Origin of the sequence: Saccharopolyspora hordei (assembly GCF_013410345.1) — a bacterium.
Lineage (GTDB): Bacteria > Actinomycetota > Actinomycetes > Mycobacteriales > Pseudonocardiaceae > Saccharopolyspora > Saccharopolyspora hordei.
Map to the genome: position 1 here is coordinate 2,185,861 of NZ_JACCFJ010000001.1, position 24,531 is coordinate 2,210,391.

21 protein-coding genes and 1 pseudogene are annotated in these 24,531 nt (G+C 73.2%); 16 read left to right on the forward strand and 6 right to left on the reverse strand.

Going from position 1 to position 24,531, the window contains the following annotated elements; genetic code table 11:
* The first annotated feature begins 18 nt into the window (after nt 1-18).
* The 3 genes from hisH to priA all read left to right on the forward strand — a co-directional run bounded on the left by hisH (nt 19) and on the right by priA (nt 1,641).
* The gene (gene hisH, locus HNR68_RS10250) at nt 19-648 is read left to right on the forward strand and encodes an imidazole glycerol phosphate synthase subunit HisH (protein WP_179719865.1); all 630 of its coding nucleotides are present in this window, start codon (nt 19-21) and stop codon (nt 646-648) included.
* Nucleotides 645-848 (forward strand): hypothetical protein, encoded by a 204-nt coding sequence (locus HNR68_RS10255; protein WP_179719867.1) that lies wholly within the window; start codon nt 645-647, stop codon nt 846-848. Before hisH ends, HNR68_RS10255 begins: the two co-directional genes overlap by 4 nt.
* A gap of 61 nt (nt 849-909) precedes the next feature.
* Complete coding sequence (priA, locus tag HNR68_RS10260) at nt 910-1,641, forward strand: bifunctional 1-(5-phosphoribosyl)-5-((5-phosphoribosylamino)methylideneamino)imidazole-4-carboxamide isomerase/phosphoribosylanthranilate isomerase PriA (RefSeq protein ID WP_179719869.1); 732 nt, start codon at nt 910-912, stop codon at nt 1,639-1,641.
* On the opposite strand, the gene HNR68_RS26465 is transcribed toward priA, so the two are convergent.
* Nucleotides 1,607-2,152, reverse strand: coding sequence for a helix-turn-helix transcriptional regulator (locus HNR68_RS26465; RefSeq protein ID WP_343050048.1), 546 nt, complete (start codon nt 2,150-2,152; stop codon nt 1,607-1,609). The two genes, priA and HNR68_RS26465, sit on opposite strands and share 35 nt — an antisense overlap.
* Here HNR68_RS26465 and HNR68_RS26470 point away from each other — a divergent pair.
* The 4 genes and pseudogenes from HNR68_RS26470 to hisI form a co-directional block, all read left to right on the forward strand.
* Nucleotides 2,153-2,514: pseudogene (locus tag HNR68_RS26470) on the forward strand (DUF2000 family protein); the annotation flags it as partial. It lies immediately after the preceding gene.
* A gap of 134 nt (nt 2,515-2,648) precedes the next feature.
* Nucleotides 2,649-4,106, forward strand: coding sequence for an alpha/beta hydrolase (locus HNR68_RS10270; protein ID WP_179719874.1), 1,458 nt, complete (start codon nt 2,649-2,651; stop codon nt 4,104-4,106).
* A gap of 52 nt (nt 4,107-4,158) precedes the next feature.
* Nucleotides 4,159-4,932, forward strand: coding sequence for an imidazole glycerol phosphate synthase subunit HisF (hisF, locus tag HNR68_RS10275; RefSeq protein ID WP_179719876.1), 774 nt, complete (start codon nt 4,159-4,161; stop codon nt 4,930-4,932).
* On the forward strand, nt 4,929-5,270 hold the full coding sequence (gene hisI, locus HNR68_RS10280) for a phosphoribosyl-AMP cyclohydrolase (RefSeq protein WP_179719878.1): 342 nt from the start codon (nt 4,929-4,931) through the stop codon (nt 5,268-5,270). Before hisF ends, hisI begins: the two co-directional genes overlap by 4 nt.
* 60 nt (nt 5,271-5,330) lie before the next feature.
* On the opposite strand, the gene HNR68_RS10285 is transcribed toward hisI, so the two are convergent.
* Nucleotides 5,331-5,975: a TetR/AcrR family transcriptional regulator gene (locus HNR68_RS10285; RefSeq protein WP_343050049.1), complete on the reverse strand. Its 645-nt coding sequence runs from the start codon at nt 5,973-5,975 to the stop codon at nt 5,331-5,333.
* Between the two features lie 88 nt (nt 5,976-6,063).
* Here HNR68_RS10285 and HNR68_RS10290 point away from each other — a divergent pair, with 88 nt between their 5' ends.
* From HNR68_RS10290 to lgt, 6 genes are all read left to right on the forward strand, one after another.
* Complete coding sequence (locus HNR68_RS10290; protein WP_179719882.1) at nt 6,064-7,641, forward strand: anthranilate synthase component I; 1,578 nt, start codon at nt 6,064-6,066, stop codon at nt 7,639-7,641.
* A complete protein-coding gene (locus HNR68_RS10295) occupies nt 7,619-8,224 on the forward strand; it encodes a Trp biosynthesis-associated membrane protein (RefSeq protein ID WP_179719884.1) in 606 nt (201 codons plus the stop codon). Before HNR68_RS10290 ends, HNR68_RS10295 begins: the two co-directional genes overlap by 23 nt.
* Nucleotides 8,225-8,501: 277 nt before the next feature.
* Nucleotides 8,502-9,314 carry an indole-3-glycerol phosphate synthase TrpC gene (gene trpC / locus HNR68_RS10300; protein WP_179719886.1) on the forward strand — a complete coding sequence of 271 codons (813 nt, stop codon included), beginning with the start codon at nt 8,502-8,504 and terminating at the stop codon, nt 9,312-9,314.
* 35 nt (nt 9,315-9,349) lie between these two features.
* Nucleotides 9,350-10,612 (forward strand): tryptophan synthase subunit beta, encoded by a 1,263-nt coding sequence (trpB, locus tag HNR68_RS10305; RefSeq protein ID WP_179719888.1) that lies wholly within the window; start codon nt 9,350-9,352, stop codon nt 10,610-10,612.
* A complete protein-coding gene (gene trpA / locus HNR68_RS10310; RefSeq protein WP_179719890.1) occupies nt 10,609-11,403 on the forward strand; it encodes a tryptophan synthase subunit alpha in 795 nt (264 codons plus the stop codon). The genes trpB and trpA overlap by 4 nt, the downstream gene beginning before the upstream one ends.
* Before the next feature lie 170 nt (nt 11,404-11,573).
* A complete protein-coding gene (lgt, locus tag HNR68_RS10315; RefSeq protein WP_179719892.1) occupies nt 11,574-12,587 on the forward strand; it encodes a prolipoprotein diacylglyceryl transferase in 1,014 nt (337 codons plus the stop codon).
* Nucleotides 12,588-12,589: 2 nt separating this feature from the next.
* On the opposite strand, the gene HNR68_RS10320 is transcribed toward lgt, so the two are convergent.
* Nucleotides 12,590-13,345, reverse strand: coding sequence for an IclR family transcriptional regulator domain-containing protein (locus tag HNR68_RS10320; RefSeq protein ID WP_179719894.1), 756 nt, complete (start codon nt 13,343-13,345; stop codon nt 12,590-12,592).
* A 79-nt stretch (nt 13,346-13,424) separates the two neighbouring features.
* Between HNR68_RS10320 and asnB the strand changes: the two genes are divergently transcribed.
* Complete coding sequence (gene asnB, locus HNR68_RS10325) at nt 13,425-14,918, forward strand: asparagine synthase (glutamine-hydrolyzing) (protein ID WP_179719896.1); 1,494 nt, start codon at nt 13,425-13,427, stop codon at nt 14,916-14,918.
* A gap of 63 nt (nt 14,919-14,981) precedes the next feature.
* Here asnB and HNR68_RS10330 read toward each other — a convergent pair whose 3' ends face one another.
* From HNR68_RS10330 to HNR68_RS10340, 3 genes are read right to left on the reverse strand one after another with little or no spacing between them, the layout of a single operon-like run.
* Entirely contained in the window at nt 14,982-15,755 is a 774-nt protein-coding gene (locus HNR68_RS10330) for an ABC transporter ATP-binding protein (RefSeq protein WP_179719898.1), read from the reverse strand.
* A gap of 49 nt (nt 15,756-15,804) precedes the next feature.
* Nucleotides 15,805-16,830 carry an iron chelate uptake ABC transporter family permease subunit gene (locus tag HNR68_RS10335; protein WP_179719900.1) on the reverse strand — a complete coding sequence of 342 codons (1,026 nt, stop codon included), beginning with the start codon at nt 16,828-16,830 and terminating at the stop codon, nt 15,805-15,807.
* Nucleotides 16,827-17,768: an ABC transporter substrate-binding protein gene (locus HNR68_RS10340; protein WP_179719902.1), complete on the reverse strand. Its 942-nt coding sequence runs from the start codon at nt 17,766-17,768 to the stop codon at nt 16,827-16,829. The genes HNR68_RS10335 and HNR68_RS10340 overlap by 4 nt, the downstream gene beginning before the upstream one ends.
* A 700-nt stretch (nt 17,769-18,468) precedes the next feature.
* On the opposite strand from HNR68_RS10340, the gene gltB reads away from it, so the two are divergent.
* Nucleotides 18,469-23,019 (forward strand): glutamate synthase large subunit, encoded by a 4,551-nt coding sequence (gltB, locus tag HNR68_RS10345; protein WP_179719904.1) that lies wholly within the window; start codon nt 18,469-18,471, stop codon nt 23,017-23,019.
* Nucleotides 23,012-24,514, forward strand: a complete 1,503-nt coding sequence (locus HNR68_RS10350) for a glutamate synthase small subunit (protein ID WP_179719906.1) — start codon at nt 23,012-23,014, stop codon at nt 24,512-24,514. Before gltB ends, HNR68_RS10350 begins: the two co-directional genes overlap by 8 nt.
* The last annotated feature ends 17 nt before the right edge of the window (nt 24,515-24,531 follow it).

Sequence of the window (24,531 nt, forward strand, 5' to 3'; positions counted from 1 at the left end):
CGCCGGTAGCCTGGGACCGTGGCACGAGTCGTCATCTTGGACTACGGATCAGGCAACCTCCGCTCCGCCGAACGCGCGCTGCAGCGCGCCGGCGCCGACGTCGAGGTGACCGCCGACCATCGTGCCGCGATGGAGGCCGACGGCCTGGTGGTTCCCGGCGTCGGCGCCTTCGCCGCCTGCATGGAGGGCCTGCTGGAGGTCGGCGGCGACAAGATCATCGACCACCGGCTGGCCGGCGACCGCCCGGTGCTGGGCATCTGCGTGGGCATGCAGGTGCTGTTCGACGAGGGCGTCGAGCACGGCATGCAGGCCAACGGCTGCGGCCAGTGGCCGGGCACCGTCGAGCGGCTGCAGGCCGACGTCCTGCCGCACATGGGCTGGAACGAGGTGGAGGCGCCGGAGGGCAGCGTGCTCTTCGCCGGGATGGAACCGGGTACCCGCTTCTACTTCGTGCACTCCTTCGCCGTGCGCCGGTGGGAGCTGGAGCCCTCGGACTCGATCGAGCCGCCGCTGGTGACCTGGGCCGAGCACGGTGAGCGGTTCGTCGCCGCGGTGGAGAACGGCCCGCTCATGGCGACGCAGTTCCACCCGGAGAAGTCCGGGGAGGCGGGCGCCCGGCTGCTGCGCAACTGGTTGGACAGCCTGTGACCCGTCGCCACGGCATGCTGAGCCAGCGCACGATCCGGCTGGTCGCCGTGCTGCTGGCCGTCGGTCTGGTGTCCGGCATGGGCGCGCCGTACCTGCTGCAGGCCGGCTTCCCGCTGTGGACGGTGCTGCTCCTGGTGGTCGTGGTGCTCGCGGTGCCGGTCGCGGCGGTGCTGCACTCGGAGCGCTCGTCGCGGCGCTGAGGCGGTGTGCCCGCCGGTGGCGGTCGTGGCCGGTCGGGGCGCTGCCAGTAGGGTTGGGGCCGTGAGTTTCACGTTGCTTCCCGCAGTTGACGTTGCCGATGGGCAGGCGGTCCGCCTCGTGCAGGGCGCCGCCGGCTCCGAGACCTCCTACGGTGACCCCTTGGAGGCCGCGCTGACGTGGCAGCGCGCGGGAGCGGAGTGGATCCACCTGGTCGACCTGGACGCGGCGTTCGGCCGCGGCTCGAACCGCGAACTGCTGGCCGAGGTGACCCGCGAGCTCGACGTGCAGGTGGAGCTGTCCGGCGGCATCCGCGACGACGCCTCCCTGGAGGCGGCGCTGGCCACCGGCTGCGCGCGGGTCAACCTGGGCACCGCGGCGCTGGAGAACCCGGAGTGGGCGGACCGCGTGGTCGCCGAGCACGGCGAGCGGGTCGCGGTCGGCCTGGACGTGCGCATCACCGAGCAGGGCCACCGGCTGGCCGCCCGCGGCTGGACCAAGGACGGCGGCGACCTGTGGGAGGTGCTGGCGCGGCTGGATGCGGCCGGCTGCCGCCGCTACGTGGTCACCGACGTGAGCAAGGACGGCACCCTGCAGGGGCCGAACACCGAGCTGCTGCGCGAGGTCTGCGCCCGCACCGAGGCACCGGTGATCGCCTCCGGCGGTGTGTCCAGTGTGGACGACCTGGTGAAGCTGTCCGAACTGGCCCCGCTCGGCCTGGAGGGCTCGATCGTCGGCAAGGCCCTGTACGCGCGGAACTTCACCCTCGAAGAGGCTCTCGCCGCGGTCCGCTGACCCGCCGGCCGGTCCGCGCGTACCGGCCCGGAGCCACCCCGAGGACCCGCGTGAAGTGCCGGGTGAGGTGGGACTGGTCGGAGAAGCCCACGGCGACCGCCACCTCGCTCGGCGGCTGCCCGTCGAGGAGCAGCCGGCGCGCCAGGTCGACGCGGCGTGACGTGACGTACTGGTGCGGCGGGACGCCGAACGCGGTGCTGAAGGTCCGCACCAGGTGCGCGGGGTGCGCGTGCAGCACCCGCGCGGTCTCGGCCAGCGTGGTGCCGTCCCGGAGCCGGGCGTCGAGCAGGTCGCGCAGGTCGTGCGCCAGCCCGCACCCGTCCACCGCTTCGGTGGTGAGCCGGGGCCGCAGGTGCGTGCGCAGGCGCTCGCAGACCAGCGCCAGCCGGCTCTCCGCCTCGAGCTCCTCGCCGGGGCGGGCGAGCGCGGCGTGCACCTGCCCGATGCGCGTGCGCAGCAGCGGGTCGACGATCTCCGCGTCCACGGCCGGTCCGGTGGAGCTCTCGTCCACCTGGCGGCCTGGCAGCGGTTGAACGTGACCGCCTTCGCCGTCAGCGGCCTCGGCACGTCGGTGCCCGAGCTGATCGGCGAACCGTACGAGGACGCCGACGGCGTCGAGCACCTCCCGATGTTCCGCCAGCCCGTGCTGGTCTTCGAGGCGACGAAGGAGGTGCTCGCCGCCGCGCACCGCACGGCGCTGTCCCGGTCGCTGCCCATCGTGGTGTTCACCTCCGACCTGTTCCGCACAGGCCACGACCAGGACGACCGGGCGGCGGTGCGGGCGGTGGGCATCGAGCGGCTCGACCTGGTGGGGAGGCCGTGCACGGGCCGCGCAACCAGGTGGACGAGGTCGTCCGGGGCGCGCGCACGCACCCCGGACCGCCGGTCGGTCCACCGGGGGAATCGGGGGACGACTCCGGGAAGATCCGGATCCACTGCACCGGGGCGGCCGACACGATCGTGATCGAGGTCCGAGGGACGGGCCTCGATCACGATCGGAGGTCTTCATGCGACGACGGGCGTTACCCGCCCTGGGGGCGTTGCTGGCCGCCGGTGCGACGCTGGGTGCCGCCGTGCCGGCGGTGGCCGAGCCCGCCCTGGAGTGGCAGCCCTGCCCGGAGAACGCGGAGGTGCAGTGCGCCACCGTCCCGGTGCCGCTGGACTGGGAGCAGCCGGACGGCGAGCAGATCGAGGTGGCGGTGGCCCGCCGACCGGCGACCGGCGAGCGGCTCGGCACGCTGGTGTTCATGCCCGGCGGTCCGGGCGGCACCGGCGTGGACCAGCTGATCGCCGCGTCCCCGTTCTCGCCGGAGCTGAGCGAGCGGTTCGACGTGGTCAGCTACGACCCCCGCGGGTTCGGCCGCAGCGCCCCGCTGCAGTGCGACACCGAGCTGGTCAGCGTGATGCCGGACATCCGGCCCGGGCCCGAGCGCTTCGCGGAGCTGCAGCGCTACAACCAGGAAGTCGCCGCTGACTGCCGCGCCCGCAGCGGTCCGCTCATCGACCACGTGGACGCGGTCAGCGTCGCCCGCGACATCGACGCGCTCCGGCAGGCGCTCGGCGAGGAGCAGCTCAGCCTCTACGGCATCTCCTACGGCACGCTGGTCGGGCAGATGTACGCCGAGCAGTTCCCGGAGCGGGTGCGCGCGCTCGTGCTCGACAGCGTCATGGACCACAGCCTCAGCGCCGGCGACTTCTACACCACGCAAGCGGAGGCGGCCGAGGACTCCTTCGCCGAGTTCGCGAAGTGGTGCGCTGAGGACGCGCAGTGCGCGCTGCACGGCGAGGACGTCGGCGCGGTCTTCGACGAGCTCTACGAGCGGGCCGAGCGCGGCGAACTGCACGCGCCGGGCGACCCCAGCACGCCGATCGGGCCGGTCGAGCTGAGCCGCACCGCGATGAGCCACTTCTACCAGCCGGACTGGGAGCACTTGGCCGTCCAGCTCAAGGCGCTGCGCGACGACCAGTCGGCGCCCACCGCGCTGGCCGTGCCCGAGACGGTCCCGTACTCGGTGGCCGCGTTCTGCGGCGACTGGACCATCGACATCGACACCGCCGAGCAGTACGCGCAGGTGTGGCAGCGGCAGGCCGAGGCCGCGCCGCACATGCGGTTCGGCGTGGGCGGTGGGGTCGCGTGGGGCTGCGTCGACTGGCCCTCGCCGGTCCAGAACCCCCAGCACGTCCCGCAGATCCGCACCGAAGCGCCGGTCCTGGTCGCCAACGCGCTCCACGACCCGGCCACCGGGTACAACTGGGCGACCACAGTGGACCAGCAGATCGAGCAGGCCACGCTGCTGACCTACGACGGCTGGGGCCACGGCGTCTACTCCCGCAGCGAGTGCACCACCTCGGCGGTCGACCGGTACCTTGTGGACGGCGTGGTCCCGCCGCAAGGCACGCACTGCGCGGCGGTGCCGCCGACGGACAACCCGCCGACCAAGCCGTACGTCGGCTGGGACGGCTGAGCGCGCTCGCCCCGTGCACCGCACCGCACGGCCGTGTCTCTACCCTGGGGGCATGGCCGTTGCGGTGCGAGTGATCCCCTGCTTGGACGTCGATCAGGGGCGGGTCGTCAAAGGTGTGAACTTCACCAACCTCCGGGACGCGGGCGACCCCGTCGAGCTCGCCCGCGCCTACGACGCGGAGGGCGCCGACGAGCTGACCTTCCTGGACGTCACGGCCTCCTCCGGCAACCGGGAGACCACCTACGACGTGGTCCGCCGCACCGCCGAGCAGGTGTTCATCCCGTTGACCGTCGGTGGCGGGGTGCGCAGCACCGACGACATCGACCGGCTGCTGCGCGCCGGGGCGGACAAGGTGAGCCTGAACACCGCGGCGATCGCCCGGCCCGAACTGCTCAGCGAGGCCTCGCAGCGCTTCGGCGCCCAGTGCGTGGTGCTGTCGGTCGACGCCCGCCGGGTGCCCGAGGGCGGGCAGCCGACCGCGTCCGGCTACGAGGTCACCACCCACGGCGGCCGGCGCGGCACCGGGATCTGCGCGGTCGAGTGGGCGGCGCGCGGCCAGCAGCTCGGCGTCGGCGAGATCCTGCTCAACTCGATGGACGCCGACGGCACCAAGGCCGGGTTCGACCTGGAGATGATCCGCGCGGTGCGGGCGGCCGTCGACGTGCCGCTGATCGCCAGCGGTGGCGCCGGGGCGGTCGAGCACTTCGCGCCCGCGGTGCGCGCGGGGGCGGACGCGGTGCTCGCGGCCAGCGTCTTCCACTTCGGACAGCTGAAGATCAGCGAGGTCAAGGACGCCCTGCGCGCGGAAGGGATCACGGTGCGATGAGCGAGCTCGACCCGGCGATCGCGGCTCGCCTCAAGCGCGGCCCCGACGGGCTGGTCCCGGCGATCGCGCAGCAGCGCGGCACCGGCGAGGTGCTGATGATGGCGTGGATGGACGACGAGGCGTTGCACCGCACCCTCACCACCCGCCGCGCCACCTACTACTCCCGCAGCCGGCAGCAGTACTGGGTCAAGGGCGAGACCTCCGGGCACACCCAGCACGTGCACGAGGTCCGGCTGGACTGCGACGGCGACACGATCCTGCTCGTCGTCGACCAGGAGGGCGCGGCCTGCCACACCGGCGACCACACCTGCTTCGACGCCGACGTCCTCCTCTCCTGACCCACACGCCCGCACCACGAGCACCAGACGCCGGCCGGGCGCGCTGGGGTCCCGGCGCGGTCACGCCGGGTGGGGCGGGGACTCGGCGGGGTCCAGGTCGCCGGTGAGGTAGCGCTGCAGGTTCGGGGCGATCGCCGCCACGACCGTGTCGTGGTCGGCCGAGGCCAGGGGCTCCAGCCCGACCACGTAGCGGGCCATGCCCAGGCCGATGACCTGCGACCCGCACAGCGCGCCGCGCAGCTCGGGCCGGTCCACGTCGAGCGCCCGGACCAGCTTGTCGAACATCACGTTCTGGATGAACTCCCGCAGCATCGACACCGCGGCGTCGTTGGACGAGACGCTGCGCACCAGCGCCGCGAACTGGCCGCCCCCCGCGTCGTCCCACGCGGTGAGGAACCGCCGCAGCAACCGCTCGGCCAGCTGCTCCCGGTCGCCGGCCAGCAGTTCCGGCAGCACCACCTCCAGGTTCACCGGGATGTGCACCGCCGCGGAGAACAGCCCCGCCTTGCCGCCGAACCAGTGGTTGACCATCGCCGGGTCGACCCCGGCCCGGCTCGCGATCTCGCGGACCGTGGCGCCTTCGTAACCCTGCTCGGTGAAGACCTCGCGCGCGGCCGCGAGCAGCGCGGCCTTGGTGTCGGCACCGCTGCGCCGCCTCCCGCGCCGCTTCGGCTCGCCGGCGCTGCTGTCGATCCCACTGCTCACCCGCTCATCCTCGCCGTTGCGGCGCGCCGCGGGCAAAGCGGCTGGAGGGCGCGCGCGGGCCGGAACGGGTGGGCGGCACAATGACGACATGGTCGGCGACGGTGACATCGGCTCCATCAGTCCTGGGCGCGAGGAGTTCCGCGCCCTCGCCGCGGACCGCCGGGTGATCCCGGTGGTGCGGCGGTTGCTCGCGGACGACGAGACCCCGCTCGGGGTGTACCGCAAGCTCGCCGGGGACCGCCCCGGGACGTTCCTGTTCGAGTCCGCGGAGAACGGGCGTTCCTGGTCGCGGTGGTCCTTCGTGGGGGCGCGCAGCGCCGCCGCGCTGACCGTCCGCGACGGGGCCGCGCACTGGATGGGCACCCCGCCCGTCGGCCTGCCGTCCAGCGGCGACCCGCTGGAGGCGCTGCGCGAGACCGTCCGGCTGCTGCACACCGACCCGCTGCCCGGGCTGCCGCCGCTGACCGGCGGCATGGTCGGCTACCTCGGCTACGACGCCGTGCGGCGGCTGGAGCGGCTGCCCGAGCTCACCGAGGACGACCTGCAGATCCCCGAGCTGGTCATGCTGCTGGCCACCGACCTCGCCGCGCTGGACCACCACGAGGGCACCATCACCCTCATCGCCAACGCGGTGAACTGGGACGACAGCCCGGAGCGGGTGGACGCGGCCTACGACGACGCGGTGCGGCGGCTGGACGAGATGACCGAGCGGCTGTGCACCCCGTCGGAGCCGACGGTGGCCGCCTTCTCCCGGCCGAGCCCGCAGTTCGTGCGCCGTCGCCAGCCCGAGGAGCACCACGCGGCCGTGGAGAAGGCGAAGGAGGCCATCCGCGCCGGGGAGGCGTTCCAGGTCGTGGTCTCCCAGCGCTTCGAGATGGCCACCACGGCCGACGCGCTGGACGTCTACCGCGTCCTGCGCACCACCAACCCCAGCCCGTACATGTACCTGCTGCGGCTGGAGGCGCCGGACGGCGGCAGCCCGTTCGACATCGTCGGCTCGAGCCCGGAGTCACTGGTGACGGTGCGCGACGGGCAGGCCACCACCCACCCGATCGCCGGAACCCGGTGGCGCGGCGCGGACGAGGACGAGGACGCGCTGCTGGAGAAGGAGCTGCTCAACGACGACAAGGAGCGCGCCGAGCACCTCATGCTGGTCGACCTCGGCCGCAACGACCTGGGCCGGGTCTGCAAGCCGGGCTCGGTGCACGTCGTCGACTTCTTCCGCATCGAGCGCTACAGCCACGTCATGCACATCGTGTCGACGGTGACCGGGCAGCTCGCCGACGACAAGACGGCGTTCGACGCGGTCGCCGCCTGCTTCCCGGCGGGAACCCTGTCCGGGGCGCCGAAGCCGCGGGCGCTGGAGCTCATCGAGGAGCTGGAGCCGACGCGCCGCGCCCAGTACGGCGGCGTGGTGGGCTACCTGGACTTCGCCGGGGACGCCGACACCGCGATCGCGATCCGCACCGCGCTGGTCCGCGACGGCACGGCCTACGTGCAGGCCGGCGGCGGCATCGTGGCCGACTCGGACCCCGTCGCGGAGGACCAGGAGTGCCTGAACAAGGCGCGCGCGGTGCTCAACGCCGTCGCCACGGCGGAGACGCTGGCCCGCCCGACCGGCGCGCACGTCACGGAGGAGCGGGTTGACCACCGGGCCGGGATCTGAGCCCCGTCGCTCCCGCGGGCTGCTGTGGCTGGTGGTGCTGCTGGCCCTGGCCGCGGCGGGGACGCTGTGGGGCGCCAGCGCGCTGGTGTGGGCCGAGCAGGTGTTCCGCGGCCCGTTCGGCAACGAGGTCCCGGTCGAGCTGAGGGGTGCGGACCTGCGCGCCGAGCTGGTGCCGATGGCCTTGGCGTCGCTGGCCGCCGTCGCGGCGGTGCTGGCCACCGGGAGCTGGTTGCGGCGCGCGGTGGGGGCGCTCGTGGTCGTCGCGGGCGCGGTGCTGGCCTGGCGGTCGGTGCAGCTGCTCACCGGCGCGGCACCGGTCTCGTCCGCACCGGGCGCCCCGCCCGGCAGCACGCCGGTCGGGGAGGTCACCGCGCAGCTGCCCGGGCCGCTGCTGGTGCTGCTCGCCGCGCTGCTGCTGGTGGTGGCGGGTGTGTTGGTGCTGGTGCGGGGCGGGCGGATGCCCGCGATGGGGGCGAAGTACTCAGCCCCCGGTACGGCGAAGCGGGCGTCCCACGATCCGGACCGGCAGATGTGGCAGGACCTCGATGCCGGACGGGATCCGACCGACGACCGACCGCGGTGATTCGTCCGGGTTTCCCGGCCGCGTCCGAAACCGCTGTTCGGGCCGGTGCTGGACGGGGGCACGGGCTGCCCGCAAGGGCCGAAGGTCCTTGCTGCGCTGGGACGTTCCGGACACCCCTTGGTAGGCCGGGTCCCGGGTGAGGTTTAGCATCGGCCATGCGACGGCACGGCGGGAAGGGGAGTGTCGTGATCGAGCGCAATGAGTTCCTCTGCGCATCACAACCGTTGATCAGGGACTTGCGGGTGGCTGTTCGGGGCAGGGCCGGCGAGGTGTTCGCGTGACCGTTTTGGAATCCATCATCGAGGGCGTTCGCGAAGATCTGGCGGTCCGCGAGTCCGCGATCCCGTTCGACGAGATCAAGCAGCTGTCCGCGGCGGCGGCTCCGCCGCACGACGTGCTCGCCGCGCTGCGTGCGCCGGGCGTGGGCGTCATCGCGGAGGTCAAGCGGCGCAGCCCGTCCAAGGGCGAGCTGGCCGAGATCGGCGAACCGGCCGACCTGGCCGCCGACTACGCCGCCGCTGGGGCGCGCGTGATCAGCGTCCTCACCGAGGGCCGTCGCTTCGGCGGCTCGCTGGCCGACTTCGACGCGGTGCGCGCTCGGGTCACCGACACCCCGTTGCTGCGCAAGGACTTCATCATCAGCCCGTACCAGGTGCACGAGGCCCGTGCGCACGGTGCCGACATGGTGCTGCTCATCGTCGCCGCGCTCGAGCAGAACGCGCTGGAGGCGCTGCTCGACCGGGTGGAATCGCTGGGCATGACCGCGCTGGTGGAGGTGCACACCGCCGAGGAAGCGGACCGCGCGCTGGAAGCAGGGGCGAAGGTGATTGGCATCAACGCCCGCAACCTGCATACGCTCGAGGTGGACCGCGACGTGTTCGGGCGGATCGCACCGGGGTTGCCCCAGGACATCCTCAAGATCGCCGAGTCCGGCGTGCGCGGCCCGAGCGACCTGATGGCCTACGCGGGGTCGGGTGCTGACGCGGTGCTGGTCGGCGAAGGCCTCGTGACCAGCGACAATCCCAAGACGGCCGTCACCCAGCTGGTGACCGCCGGATCGCACCCCGCGTGTCCGCGGCCGAGCCGGTGATCGCACGGGGCGGCGAGGCACAGGAGGTGGAGGCGATGACCGTGGGGGCAGACACCGCGCGCGCACACCGCGCGGGCAAGGCGGTGCCGGACGGGCACGACCCGGACGAGCGCGGCCACTTCGGCGAGTACGGCGGCCGGTTCATGCCGGAGGCGCTGATCGCCGCCCAGGACGAGCTCGCCGCCGAGTACGCCAAGGCGCAGCGCGATCCCCAGTACCTCGCTGAGCTCGACGACCTGCTGCGCAACTACGCGGGGCGCCCGTCGCTGCTGACCGAGGCCAAGCGGTTCTCCGAGCACGCGGGCGGCGCGCGGATCCTGCTCAAGCGGGAGGACCTGAACCACACCGGTTCACACAAGATCAACAACGTGCTGGGCCAGGCGCTGCTGGTCAAGCGCATGGGCAAGCGCCGGGTCATCGCCGAGACCGGCGCCGGGCAGCACGGCGTGGCCACGGCCACCGCCTGCGCGCTGCTCGGCCTGGAGTGCGTCATCTACATGGGCAAGGTCGACACCGAGCGGCAGGCCCTCAACGTGGCGCGGATGCGGCTGCTGGGCGCCGAGGTGATCCCGGTCAGCACCGGCTCGGCGACCCTGAAGGACGCCATCAACGAGGCCCTGCGCGACTGGGTCGCCAACGTCGACCACACCCACTACCTGCTGGGCACCGCCGCGGGCGCGCACCCCTTCCCGATGATGGTCCGCAACTTCCACCGGGTCATCGGCGACGAGGCCCGCGAGCAGGTGCTGGAGCTGACCGGCCGGCTGCCCGACGCGGTCGCGGCCTGCGTCGGCGGCGGCTCCAACGCGATCGGCATCTTCCACGGCTTCATCGACGACCCCGGCGTGCGGCTGGTCGGCTTCGAACCGGCCGGGCACGGCCTCGACTCCGGCGAGCACGGCGCCACCCTCAGCCAGGGCACCCCGGGCACGCTGCACGGCGCCCGCTCGTACCTGCTGCAGGACGACGACGGGCAGGTCACCGAGGCGTACTCGATCTCGGCCGGGCTGGACTACCCCGGTGTCGGGCCGGAGCACGCGTACCTCAAGGACACCGGCCGCGCCGAGTACCGGTCGGTGACCGACGACGAGGCGATGCAGGCGTTCCAGCTGCTGTCGCGCACCGAGGGCATCATCCCCGCCATCGAGTCCGCGCACGCGCTGGCCGGGGCGCTGGACCTGGGCAAGGAGCTCGGCCCGGACGCGGTCATCGTGGTCAGCCTCTCCGGACGCGGGGACAAGGACATGGACACCGCGGCCACGTACTTCGGGCTCGTCGACGAGGAGGGTGCGCGGTGAAGCTCCGCGAGGTGTTCCAGGAGTGCCGGGAGGAGCAGCGCGCCGCGCTGATCGGGTACCTGCCCGCGGGCTTCCCCACGGTGGACGGGTCCAAGGAGCTGTTCCAGGCGATGCTGACCGGCACCGACGGTGCCACCGGCTGCGACGTCGTCGAGGTCGGCATCCCGTTCTCCGACCCGGTGATGGACGGGCCGACCATCCAGGCGGCCAGTGACAAGGCGCTGCGCGCGGGCTTCCGGTTGCGCGACGTCTTCGACGTGGTGTCCTCGATCGCCGAGGCCGGTGGGAACGCCGTGGTGATGACCTACTGGAACCCGGTGCACCGCTACGGTCCGAACGCCTTCGCCCGCGACCTCAAGGCGGCCGGCGGGCTCGGCGTCATCACCCCGGACCTGATCCCGGACGAGGGCGAGGACTGGATCGCCGCGACCGACGAGCACGGCGTGGACCGGATCTTCCTGGTCGCCCCGTCCTCCACGGAGGAGCGGCTGGCGCTGACCGCGAAGGCCACCACCGGGTTCGTCTACGCGACGTCGGTGATGGGCGTGACCGGTGCTCGCGAGAGCGTCGGCTCGGCGGCGGCGGGCCTGGTCCAGCGCACCCGGGCGCACACCGACCTGCCGATCGGGGTGGGTCTCGGCGTGCGCAACGGTGCGCACGCGGCCGAGGTGGCGTCCTTCGCGGACGGCGTCATCGTCGGCTCGGCCTTCGTGACCCGCGCGGAGCAGGAGGGCGCCGACGGCGTCCGCGAGCTCACCGCAGAACTCGCCCGAGGCGTCCGCAGCCGCTGAGGCCCGACGTCCGCTCCGGCTCGCGCCGCTCCCGGACACCAGCCGGGTGAGTCTGAACGGGTGACCGGGGTGGGCTGTTCGCGTGAGCGGGGTGTGCGGGACAGCGCTTCGGTCGGGAACCCAGCGGGGGTCGCGTACCGCGGGCTGTGGCGCCCGATACCGTTAGCGGTGTGAGTGCCCCGGTTGCCGCCACGGTGAGTCCGTTCCTGGCCAACATCCCGAGCCCACCGCAAGGGGTGTGGCACATCGGGCCGGTCCCGCTGCGCGCCTACGCGCTGTGCATCATCGCGGGCATCGTCGCCGCGGTCTGGATCGGCAGCCGCCGCTGGGTGGCGCGCGGGGGCACCGAGGGCACGGTCCTCGACGTCGCGGTGTTCGCGGTGCCGTTCGGCCTGGTCGGCGGTCGGCTCTACCACGTGGCCACGGACTGGTACAAGTACTTCGGCCCGGACCGCAACCCGCTGGACGCGCTCAAGGTCTGGGAGGGCGGCCTCGGCATCTGGGGCGCCGTCGCGCTCGGCGCGGTCGGCGCCTGGATCGGTTGCCGCCGCTACGGCGTCCCGCTGGCCGCGTTCGCCGACGCCGTCGCGCCCGGCATCGTGCTGGCCCAGGCCATCGGCCGCCTGGGCAACTGGTTCAACCAGGAGCTCTACGGGGCGCCGACGGACGTGCCGTGGGGCCTGGAGATCTACCGGCGCGTCGACCCGGAGACCGGCCTCAACGACCCGATCGGCGGGGTGGCGCTGGACCAGGCCCCGATCACCGTCGTGCACCCGACGTTCCTCTACGAACTGCTGTGGAACCTGCTGGTGTTCGCGGTGGTCCTCTGGGCGGACCGCAGGTTCCGGATGGGCCGCGGCCGGGTGTTCGCGCTCTACGTCGCCGGCTACACCCTCGGCCGGTTGTGGGTCGAGCTGATGCGCACCGACGAGGCCACCCTGGTCTTCGGCGTCCGCATCAACGTCTTCACCTCGCTCATCGTCTTCGCCGGCGCGGTGCTGTACCTGGTGCTGGTGCGCGGCACCCGCGAGGACCCCGAGCTGCTCAGGGGCACGTCGGGAACCAGCGAGGGCTCCGCGGACCCGGCGTCCCTCGAGGGGGAGGGGAGCGCGCAGCCGCGCAGCGACTCCGAGGAGCGCGGCTCCGAGGAGTCCGACGAGCGCAGCCCCGAGAAGCAGGAATGACGCTACGGCGCGCCGAGGGCGTGGGAGAGCCGCGCCGCGGCGTCGACGACCGCGGCCGTGGCGTGCTCGAGGTGGTCCGGCGGTAGCCGGACCACCGGGGCCGAGACGTTGAGCGCGGCGACCGTCGTGCCGCGGAAGTCGCGGACCGGCGCCGCGACGGCGACCAGGCCCGGTTCCAACTCCTCGACGGCGACGCTGCACCCCGCCCGCTCCTCGGCGCGCAGCCGCTCGCGCACCGCCTCCGGGCTCCGCGGAGCCCGCTCGGTGCCGGGCAGCCTCCCCGGCTGAGCCGCCAGCAGGGCCTCGACCTCGTCCTCCGGGCGGCCGATCAGCAGCGCGCGGCCGCTGGACGTGCAGGTGAGCGGGGAGAGCCGGCCGATCCACTCGTGCGGCTGGAGGGTGTGGCCCGGGCGTTCGGCCAGCACCGTCACGGCCGCGCCCCCGTTGAGCACGGTCAGGTACGCCGCTTCGCCGGTCGCGCGCATCAGGCCGCGCACCACGGGCGCCGCCTGCCGCAGCAGGCGGCTGTCGCTGGCCGCCCCGGCGAGGGCGAACAGCTGCCAGCCCAGCCGGTACTCCAGCGTGTCCGGGTCACGTTCCACGAAGCCGTTCTCAGCGAGCACCTTCAGCGTGCGCGAGACCTGCGTCTTCTCCTTGCCGAGCGCCTCGGCGACGGACTGCACGCGCAGCGGTCCGGACCCGAGCGCGCGCAGCACGTCCAGGGCTCGCTGGACGCTGCTCAACCCATCAGTGGCCACCACCTCATTCTCGCGGATCGCGTGCGCATGGAGCAACGGGCGTTGCTGCATGGCGCACCGGTTCGTACGGTCGAGCTCCATGTGTGGAATCGCCGCTGTGCACGACCCGACGTCCGTCCCGACCGGAGAACCGATGCTCGCCGCCCTCGCGCACCGCGGGCCCGACGGCAGCGACCACCGGCGAGTCGGGCGGCACGCGTGGCTCGGGCACACCCGGCTGTCGATCGTGGACCTCGACGGCGGGAGCCAGCCGATGGCGGGCCCGGACGGCTGGACCCTGGTCTGCAACGGGGAGGTCTACAACCACGCGGAGCTGCGCGAGGACCTCGGCGAGCAGCACTTCCGCACCGGCTCGGACAGCGAGGCGGCCCTGGTGCTGCTGGCCCGGTGCGGCCCGGCCGCGCTGCACCGGGTGCAGGGCATGTGGGCGCTGTGCGCCGCCGCGCCGGACGGCCGGTTCGTCGCCGCCCGGGACCGGCTCGGCATCAAGCCGCTGTACTGGGCCGAGGTCGGTGGGACCCGGTGGTTCGCCTCCGAGCTGCGCGCGTTCCCGGCCGCGGTGCAGGACGCCGTCGAGACCTTCCCGCCCGGCTGCTCGTGGACCCCGGAGACCGGCCTGGTCCGGTTCGCCGACCCGGTGCCGGACCCCGACGGGGCGCCGGACTGGGCCGCGCTGCCCACCGAGGTCGCCGAGAAGGCGACCCGCGAGGTGCTGGTCGACTCGGTCCGGCGGCACCTGATGGCCGACGTCGAGGTCGGGGTCTTCCTCTCCGGCGGGCTGGATTCCAGCATCGTGGCCGCGATCGCCGCGGCCGAGTGCGCCGAGGCCGGGCAGCGGCTGAAGACCTTCGCGGTCGGCACCGCCGGCTCACCGGACCTGCGGGCCGCCCGCGCCGCGGCGGAGCACCTCGGGACCGAGCACCACGAGGCGGTCTTCGACGCCGAGCGCGCGGTGGCCGTGCTGGACGACGTGGTGCGGTCCGTGGAGTCGTTCGACGCGAGCCTGGTCCGCAGCGCGGTGCCCAACTGGTTCCTGGCCGAGCTGGCCTCCCGGCACGTCAAGGCGGTGCTCACCGGGGAGGGCGCGGACGAGCTGTTCGCCGGGTACGGCTACTACCACCGCGCGCACGCCGACGACCTGCCGGCGGAGCTGGTGCGCACCATCGGCGCGCTGCACGGGCTCAACCTGCAGCGCTGCGACCGGGTCACCATGGCGCACGGCCTGGAGGCCCGCGTGCCGTTCCTGGACACCGACGTCATCGCGCACGCGATGTCGTTGCCGGCGGAGCTGAAGGCGCTCGAGGACGGTGTGGAGAAGGCGCACCTGCGCCGCGCGTTCAGCGGCTGGCTGCCCGACGAGCTGCTGTGGCGGCGCAAGGCCCAGTTCGGCACCGGCAGCGGCGCGCAGGACCTGCTGACGCCGTACTGGGAGTCCCGCGTGACCGACGCGGAGCTGGCCGCCAGTGCCGCCCCGGTGCGCACCAAGGAGGAGCTGGCCTACTACCGCACCTTCCGCCGCGCCCTCCCCGACGTCCGGGTGGACGCCGTCCTCACCCGCTTCGCCACGGCGTAGTGCCCCCACCTCGGGACCTCCGCCGCCGGGCACGCTGGGCGAGCTCCGTCGTGCGGCGTGGGGTCACTCCCGGACGGGGGCGATGACGGGGGCGCCGTCGGGGGTGTGCAGGACGGTGACGCGGGCGGTGTAGCGCTCCTCGAGGACCGCCGGGGTGAGGACTTCGGCGGGGCTGCCTTCGGCGGCGGCGCGGCCGGAGTCCAGCAGGAGCAGGCGTTCCGCGTACTGGGCCGCCAGCGTCAGGTCGTGCAGCGTCATGACCACCGTCGTGCCCAGCTCCCGACGCAGCTCGTCGACCAGGTCCAGCAGCGCCTGCGCGTGCCCGACGTCCAGGCCGGTGGTCGGCTCGTCGAGCAGCAGCACCCCGGCCCGCTGGGCCAGGGCGCGGGCCAGCACGGCGCGCTGCCGCTCGCCGCCGGAGAGCGTGGCCAGCGCGCGGTCGGCCAGCCGCGCCAGGTCGAGGCGGTCCAGCACGGTGCGCACCACCTCCCGGTCGGCCGGGCCCTCGCGGCCCAGCAGCCCGAGGTGCGGGGTGCGCCCGAGGAGCACGTAGTCGGTCACGCTCAGCCCGATGGGCAGCTGCGGGATCTGCGGCGCGTAGCCGATCGCGCGGGCCCGCTCGCGGCGGCGCAGCTCGGCCAGCGGGCGGCCGTCGACCAGCACCCCGCCCTCGTGGCGCACCAGCCCCGCGATGGCCTTGAGCAACGTCGACTTGCCCGAGCCGTTGGGGCCGATCACGCCCAGCCAGCCACCGGTGTCCACAGTGGTCGAGATGCCGGAGAGCACCGTGGCGCTCCGGTACCCGGCGGACAGCTCGCGCACCTCCAACCGGCTCATGCCGCTCCCGCCTCTCCACGGTCCACAGTGCACTGCGGCGCGGGTGTGCTCATGCGCGCCTCCGGTGCAGCAGCGCGGCGAAGAACGGCGCCCCGGTGAAGGCCGTGATCACGCCGATCGGGATCTCCGCCGGGGCGAGCAGCGTGCGGGCCAGCATGTCCGCGAACACCAGGAACGCGCCGCCGAACAGCAGCGACATCGGCACGATGATCCGGAAGCTGCCGCCCATCCCCAGCCGCACCAGGTGCGGCACCACCAGGCCGACGAACCCGATCAGCCCGGCCGTCGACACCGCCGCCGCGGTGGCCAGCGACGCGGCCACGAGCACCAGGAACCGCACCCGCCCCGGGTGCACGCCGAGCGCGGCGGCCTCCTCGTCCCCGGTGCCCAGCAGGTCCAGCAACCGCGCGCACGCGCACAGCACCACCGCGGAGACCACCAAGTACGGCAGCACGATCAGCACTTCCCGCCAGCCGGTGGTGGTCAGCCGCCCCAGGATCCACATGTACACCTGCTGCAACGACTCCACCCGCAGCTGCTGCACGAACGTCTGCGCGGCGGTGAGGAACGCCCCGACGGCGACCCCGGCCAGCACCAGCGTCGCGGTCTCCCGGCCCGCCGAACGCCCGACCACCCAGGTCAGGCCGACGCCGCCCAGCGCGCCGGCGAAGGCCGCCGCCTGCACCGGCACCGACGTCCCCGGCTGCGGGACGCTGGTGAGCACGACGGTGACCGCCAAGCCCGCGCCGGAGGCCGCGCCCAGCAGGTACGGGTCGGCCAGCGGGTTGCGGAACACGCCCTGGAACGCCGCCCCGGACACCGCCAGCGCCGCACCGACCAGCACCGCGAGCACCACCCGCGGCACCCGCAGGAACCAGAGGATGGCCGCTTCCCGCTCCGACAGCGGCGAGACACCGCCGGTGAGCTGCGCGACGATCTCGGCGAGCACCCGTCGCCAGCCCAGCTCGGCCGCGCCGAGCAGCACCGACAGCAGCACCCCGGCCACCAGCACGGCCACCCCGGCCACCACGTGCCGGGGGCGCAGCGTGGTCTGCGGCAGAGCCGTGCCCGTCACCCCTGCTGCGCCTTGGTGACCCCGTCGGCGATGGCCCGCACCAGGTCCACCACGCGCGGCCCCCACCGGCCGGCGACGTCGTCGTCGAGCTCGAACACGCGCCCCTCGCGCACCGCGTCGAGGGTGTCCCAGCCGGGCCGCTGGCCCACCGACGCGGCGGTGACCTGGCAGCACTCGACGTCCGAGACGAAGATCAGGTCCGGGTTGGCCTGCACGATGTGCTCCTCGGACAGCTGCGGGAAGTCACCGCCCGCCGGGTCGGCGATGTTCTGCAGCCCGAACAGGCTGTAGACGTTGCCGACGAAGCTCTGCGAGGTCGCGGTGTAGTGGTCCGGGCTCACCTCGTGGTAGTAGGTCAGCGGTTCGGGCGGCTTGGGGGTGTCGCGGACGATCTCGTCGATCTCGGCGCGCATCCGGGCCACCAGTTCGGCGGCCTCCCGGGTGTGCCCGGTGGCCTGGCCCAGCACCTCGATCTGCCGGTAGGCCTCGTCCAGGTCCTTCGCCGCCGGGGTGAGCAGCGTCGGCACCTGCGCCGCCGCGAGCCCCTCGGCCAGCGGGGCGGCGCTGTCCGGGGCGATCACCAGGTCCGGGTTGTGCCCGCCGATGGTCGCGGCGTCCGCGGTGAACGAGGTGAGGTCGGTGCGCGGCGCCTCCGGCGGGAAGTCGGAGTACTGGTCGACCGCGACGACCTGGTCCCCGGCGCCGATGGCGAACAGGGTCTCGGTGGCGGTCGGCGACAGCGAGACGATCCGCTTCGGCTGCTGCGGCAGGGTCACCGGGGGCTGGCCGGGCAGCTCCACCTTGACCGGGAACGCCGCGGCCGGGTCGTCGGCCGGCGCGGGCGTCTCGGAGCGGGGGCGGGTGGCGCAGCTCGTGACCCCGACGAGCAGGGCCAGCACGGCGAGCATCAGGGTGGCGAGTCGGCGGAACCCGGTCATGTCTTCCCTACGGTCTTCGGTCGGTGCAGCAGGGCGAGGCCGGGGGCGAACCGACACCGCACCCCTGCACCGGGGGTGGCGGACATCGACACCACGCGCAAGGCGACCTGGCTCGTGCCCGGCGTCCGTCGGGCCATCGCAGTTGCGGCACAGCACCGGGTTCACACCGGTTTCGCTTGGCGCTGGCGTCCCGCGAGCACCCCGTGGAACGGGGGCTCTGAGCTGGAAAGATATCAGGACCGATCACGCCGCTGATCCGCTGCGCCGGGTGGCGTGGAGCACGGGACTACCCCGCTGCGCACCCAGCGGTTAGATTGGGCAGCGGATCGTGTTCGCCGCAGGGCGACCCGAAGCGTTCTCACGGTGAGTGGCGTGGTCGCCGCTCACGGGGCGGAGTGTCCCACCACACGCGCGGTGCCCGGGCCCTAGTCGCCGCAGGAAGCCCCTGGGCAGCCGCTGTTCGTAGTTGACACGGGTGCGTTACGGCAAGATGGTCAGCATCACGTCAAGAGTGCTGCTTCCGGGTGTCGTGGCTGTTAAAGTTCCCTGAACGCTCCGGTCGCGGACGGGCGCCCCCTGCCCGTCTTCTGCCGCGACACCGAAGCCATCCGCGGGCCAGCGTCGTCCCGTGCCCAGAAGTCATGAAGTCGCCACCGGCCGTCGGCTTCCAGCACGAGTTTCGACGAGGGAGGTCTGCGCAGTGGCCTTTTCCGCCGTCCCCGCGGCCCAGGGCTTGTACGACCCGGCCGCGGAACAGGATTCCTGCGGCGTCGCCATGGTCGCTGACATCCGCGGACGCCGTTCGCACGGCATCGTCGCCGACGCGTTGACCGCGTTGGCGAACCTCGAGCACCGGGGCGCCGCCGGTGCCGAGCCCACCAGCGGTGACGGCGCGGGCATCCTGGTCCAGCTGCCGGACGAGCTGCTGCGCGCCGAGGTGGGGTTCGAGCTGCCGGAGCCCGACGCGGCCGGGCAGCACCGCTACGCCGCGGGCATGGCGTTCCTGCCCGCCGATGCCGAGCAGCGTCGCCGCGCGGTGGAGCTGGTCGAGCGGATCGCCGCTGAGGAGCAGCTGCGCGTGCTGGGCTGGCGCGACGTGCCGGTCACCCCGGACGAGGCGGGCGTGGGCACCACCGCGCGGGAGTGCATGCCGCACTTCGCGACCCTGGTCGTCGCCGGGCAGCACGACGAGGCCGGGCTGGAGCTGGACCGCCTGGCGTTCTGCCTGCGCAAGCGCGCCGAGCGGACCGCGGCGAAGGAGGGCCTGGAGCTCTACTTCCCGTCGCTGTCCTGTCGCACCATGGTCTACAAGGGCATGCTCACCACCGAGCAGCTGCCCGACTTCTTCCCGGACCTCACCGACGAGCGCCTGGTGAGCGCGATCGCCCTGGTGCACAGCCGGTTCTCCACCAACACCTTCCCGTCGTGGCCGCTGGCGCACCCGTTCCGCTACGTGGCGCACAACGGTGAGATCAACACCATCCGCGGCAACCGCAACCGGATGCGGGCCCGCGAGGCGCTGCTGGAGTCGGACCTGATCCCGGGCGACCTGTCCCGGCTGTACCCGATCTGCGCCGAGGACGGCTCGGACTCCGCCTCCTTCGACGAGGTGCTGGAGCTGCTGCACCTGGGCGGCCGGTCGCTGCCGCACGCGGTGCTGATGATGGTCCCGGAGGCGTGGGAGAACCACGCTGAGATGGACCCGAAGCGGCGGGCCTTCTACCAGTTCCACGCCAGCCTGATGGAGCCGTGGGACGGCCCGGCCTGCGTCACCTTCACCGACGGTTCGCTGGTCGGTGCGGTGCTGGACCGCAACGGCCTGCGCCCCGCCCGCTGGTGGCGCACCGCCGACGACCGCGTGGTGCTGGCCAGCGAGACCGGTGTGCTCACCGTCGAGCCGTCCGAGGTGGTCGCCAAGGGCCGGCTGCAGCCGGGCCGGATGTTCCTGGTCGACACCGCGCAGGGGCGCATCGTCGACGACGAGGAGATCAAGTCCGAGCTCGCCTCGGAGAACGCCTACGAGGAGTGGCTGCACGCCGGGCTGCTCAACCTCGACCAGCTGCCCGACCGCGAGCACGTGGTGCACACCCACGAGTCGGTGGTGCGCCGCCAGCTGGCCTTCGGCTACACCGAGGAGGAGCTGAGCCTGCTGCTGGCGCCGATGGCCACCACCGGCGGTGAGCCGCTGGGCTCGATGGGTGCCGACACCCCGCCCGCGGTGCTGTCGAAGCGCTCGCGGATGCTCTACGACTACTTCGTGCAGCAGTTCGCGCAGGTGACCAACCCGCCGCTGGACGCCATCCGCGAGGAGCTCGTCACCTCGGTGGCGCGCGTGATGGGGCCGGAGCAGAACCTGCTGGAGCCGTCGCCGGCGTCCTGCCGGCACGTCGTGCTGCCCACCCCGGTCATCGACAACGACGAGCTGGCCAAGCTCATCCACATCAACGACGACGGCGACCTGCCCGGGTTCTCCTGCGCGGTGCTGTCCGGCCTGTACGAGGTCGACGGTGGCGGCCAGGCGCTGGCCGAGGCCATCGAGCGGATCCGCGAGGAGGCCTCCGAGGCGATCGCGAACGGGGCGCGCGTGCTGGTGCTCTCCGACCGCGACTCCGACCACCTGAGGGCGCCGATCCCGTCGCTGCTGCTGGTCTCGGCGGTGCACCAGCACCTGGTGCGCACCAAGGAGCGGCTGCGCGTGGCGCTGGTGGTGGAGAGCGGTGACGCCCGCGAGGTGCACCACATCGCCACCCTGCTCGGCTACGGCGCCGCGGCGGTCAACCCGTACCTGGCGTTCGAGACCATCGAGGACATGATCGCCACCGGGCAGATCACCGGTGTCCGGCCCAAGGTGGCGATCCGCAACTACGTGCAGGCGCTGGTCAAGGGCGTGCTGAAGGTGATGTCCAAGATGGGCATCTCCACCGTCGGCGCCTACACCGCCGCGCAGGTCTTCGAGGCCGTGGGCCTGTCCGCCGACCTGGTCCGCGAGTACTTCGAGGGCACCACCTCCAAGCTCGGCGGCGTCGACCTGGACGTGCTGGCCGAGGAGGTCGCGCAGCGGCACCGCCGCGCCTACCCGGACAACCCGACCGAGCGGGTGCACCGGCGGCTGGAGACCGGCGGCGACTACTCCTACCGCCGCGAGGGCGAGCTGCACCTGTTCACGCCGGAGACGGTGTTCCTGCTCCAGCACTCCACCAAGACCGGCAAGTACGACGTGTTCCGCCGCTACACCGCGGAGTGCGACCGGCTGGCGGCCGAGGGCGGCACGCTGCGCGGGCTGTTCAAGCTCGAGAGCGGCCGGGAACCGATCGACATCGACGAGGTCGAGCCGGCCTCCGAGATCATGAAGCGGTTCTCCACCGGTGCGATGAGCTACGGCGCGATCTCCGCCGAGGCGCACGAGACGCTGGCGATCGCGATGAACCGCATCGGCGGCAAGTCCAACTCCGGTGAGGGCGGCGAGGACGTCGACCGGCTCTACGACCCGGAGCGGCGCTCCGCGGTCAAGCAGGTCGCCTCCGGCCGGTTCGGCGTCACCAGCGAGTACCTGGTCAACGCCACGGACATCCAGATCAAGATGGCGCAGGGCGCCAAGCCCGGTGAGGGCGGTCAGCTGCCCGGCCACAAGGTGTACCCGTGGGTGGCCAAGACCCGGCACTCCACGCCGGGCGTGGGGCTGATCTCGCCGCCGCCGCACCACGACATCTACTCGATCGAGGACCTGGCGCAGCTGATCCACGACCTCAAGAACGCCAACGAGCACGCCCGCGTGCACGTCAAGCTGGTGTCCGAAGTGGGCGTCGGCACGGTCGCGGCGGGTGTGTCCAAGGCGCACGCGGACGTGGTGCTGATCTCCGGCCACGACGGCGGGACCGGTGCGGCGCCGCTGACCTCGCTCAAGCACGCTGGCACGCCGTGGGAGGTCGGCCTGGCCGAGACGCAGCAGACGCTGCTGCTCAACGGCCTGCGGGACCGCATCACGGTGCAGGTCGACGGCGGGTTCAAGACCGGCCGCGACGTCGTGGTGGCGGCGCTGCTGGGCGCCGAGGAGTACGGCTTCGCCACCGCGCCGCTGGTGGTCGAGGGCTGCGTGATGATGCGCGTCTGCCACCTCGACACCTGTCCGGTGGGCGTGGCGACCCAGAACCCGGAGCTGCGCAAGCGCTACACCGGCAAGGCCGAGCACGTGGTGAACTTCTTCGAGTTCATCGCGCAGGAGGTCCGGGAGTACCTGGCGCAGCTGGGCTTCCGCACCCTCGACGAGGCGATCGGCCAGGTCTCCGCGCTCCGCGTGGACGAGGCGGTGGAGAACTGGAAGGCCCGCGGGCTGGACCTCTCCCCGGTGTTCGCCGAGCCGAAGACCCCGTACTCGCCGGTGCGGCGCCGGGTCCGCGAGCAGGACCACGGCCTGGACCGGGCGCTGGACCGCACGCTGATCCAGCTCGCCGAGGCGGCGCTGGAGGACGCCCGCCCGGTGAAGCTGCAGCTGCCGGTGCGCAACGTCAACCGCACCGTCGGCACGCTGCTGGGTGCGGAGGTCACCCGCCGCTACGGCGGTGACGGGCTGCCGGACGACACCATCCACGTCCAGCTGGAGGGCTCGGCCGGTCAGTCGCTGGGCGCCTTCCTGCCGCGGGGCATCACGCTGGACATGGTCGGCGACGCCAACGACTACGTCGGCAAGGGCCTGTCCGGCGGGCGGGTCATCGTGCGCCCGCACCCGGACGCGCCGTTCGCCGCCGAGGACCAGGTGATCGCGGGCAACGTGATCGGCTACGGCGCGACGAGCGGTGAGGTCTTCCTGCGCGGCAAGGTCGGCGAGCGCTTCGCGGTGCGCAACTCCGGCGCGCTGCTGGTCGCCGAGGGCGCGGGGGACCACGCCTTCGAGTACATGACCGGTGGCCGCGCGGTGGTGCTCGGCGGCACCGGCCGCAACGTGGGCGCCGGCATGTCGGGCGGCATCGCCTACGTGCTGGACCTGGACCCGGTGCGGGTGAACACCGCGATGGTGGACCTGCAGCGGCCCAGCGCCAAGGAGCTCAAGTGGCTGCAGGAGGTCGTGCAGCGCCACCACGAGTACACCGGGTCGACGGTGGCGGCCTCGCTGCTGGGTGACTGGCCGCGGCGCTCCGCAGCGTTCCGCAAGGTGATGCCGCGCGACTACCAGCGGGTCTTGGAGGCCATGCGGATGGCCAAGATCGAGGGCCGGGACATCGACGAGGCGATCATGGAGGCTTCCCGTGGCTGACCCGAAGGGATTCCTGAAGCACACCCGGGCCGAAGCCCCGAAGCGCCCCGTCGACGAGCGGCTGGGCGACTGGCACGAGGTCTACGCGGCACTGTCCGCTGAGGAACGCAACGAGCAGGTGTCGACGCAGGCGTCGCGCTGCATGGACTGCGGCATCCCGTTCTGCCACTCGGGTTCCGCCGGGTGCCCGCTGGGCAACCTGATCCCGGAGTGGAACGACATGGTGCGCCGCGGCCGGTGGCAGGCGGCCAGCGACCGGCTGCACGCCACCAACAACTTCCCGGAGTTCACCGGGAAGCTGTGCCCGGCGCCGTGCGAGGCCGCCTGCGTGCTGGCCATCTCGCCGGACGCCGGCGGTGCGGTGACCATCAAGCGGGTCGAGGAGACCATCGCCGAGGTCAGCTGGGAGAACGACTACGTCACCCCGCAGGTGGCCGAGGAGCAGACCGGCAAGCGGGTGGCCGTGGTCGGCTCCGGCCCGGCCGGCCTGGCGGCGGCCCAGCAGCTGACCCGCGCCGGGCACGAGGTGACGGTCTACGAGCGCGACGACCGCATCGGCGGCCTGCTGCGCTACGGCATCCCCGAGTTCAAGATGGAGAAGTCCGCCCTGGACCGGCGGTTGGCGCAGATGCGCGACGAGGGCACGAAGTTCGTCACCGGTTGCGAGGTCGGCGTCGACCTGGCGGTGGAGGAGCTGCGGGCCCGCTACGACGCGGTGGTGCTCGCGGTGGGCGCGCTGCGCGGTCGCGACGACACCTCGATCCCGGGGCGGGAGCTCGAGGGCGTGCACCTGGCCATGGAGCACCTGGTCCCGGCGAACAAGGAGTGCGAGGGCGACGGCCCGTCGCCGATCTCGGCGAAGGGCAAGCACGTCGTCATCCTCGGCGGCGGGGACACCGGCGCGGACTGCTACGGCACCGCCACCCGGCAGGGCGCGCTGTCGGTGACCCAGCTGGACAACTACCCGCAGCCGCCGACCAGCCGCGACGACGAGCGCTCGCCGTGGCCGACCTGGCCGTACGTCCTGCGCACCTACCCGGCGCACGAGGAGTTCGGGGAGCGCAAGTTCGCGGTGGCGATCGAGTCGTTCGTCGGCGACGACGAGGGCCACGTGCGCGCGGTCCGGCTGCGCCACGTCAAGGTGCAGCGCGACGAGAACGGCCGCCGCCAGGTGGTGCCGATCTCCGACGAGGTCGAGGAACTGCCCTGCGACCTGGCGCTGCTGGCGATCGGGTTCGAGGGCGTCGAGCACATGCCGCTGCTGGACGGGCTGGGCATCGAGCTGACCAAGCGCGGCACGATCGGCTGCGGCTCGAACTGGGAGACCACGGCCCCGGGCGTCTTCGTGTGCGGTGACGCCCACCGCGGGGCGTCCCTGGTGGTCTGGGCGATCGCGGAGGGCCGCTCGGTGGCCAACGCGGTCGACGCCCACCTCACCGGGGCCTCCGAGCTGCCGTCGCCGGTCCACCCGACGGCCCTGCCGCTCGCGGTCTGACCCGCTTCCCGCAGGGC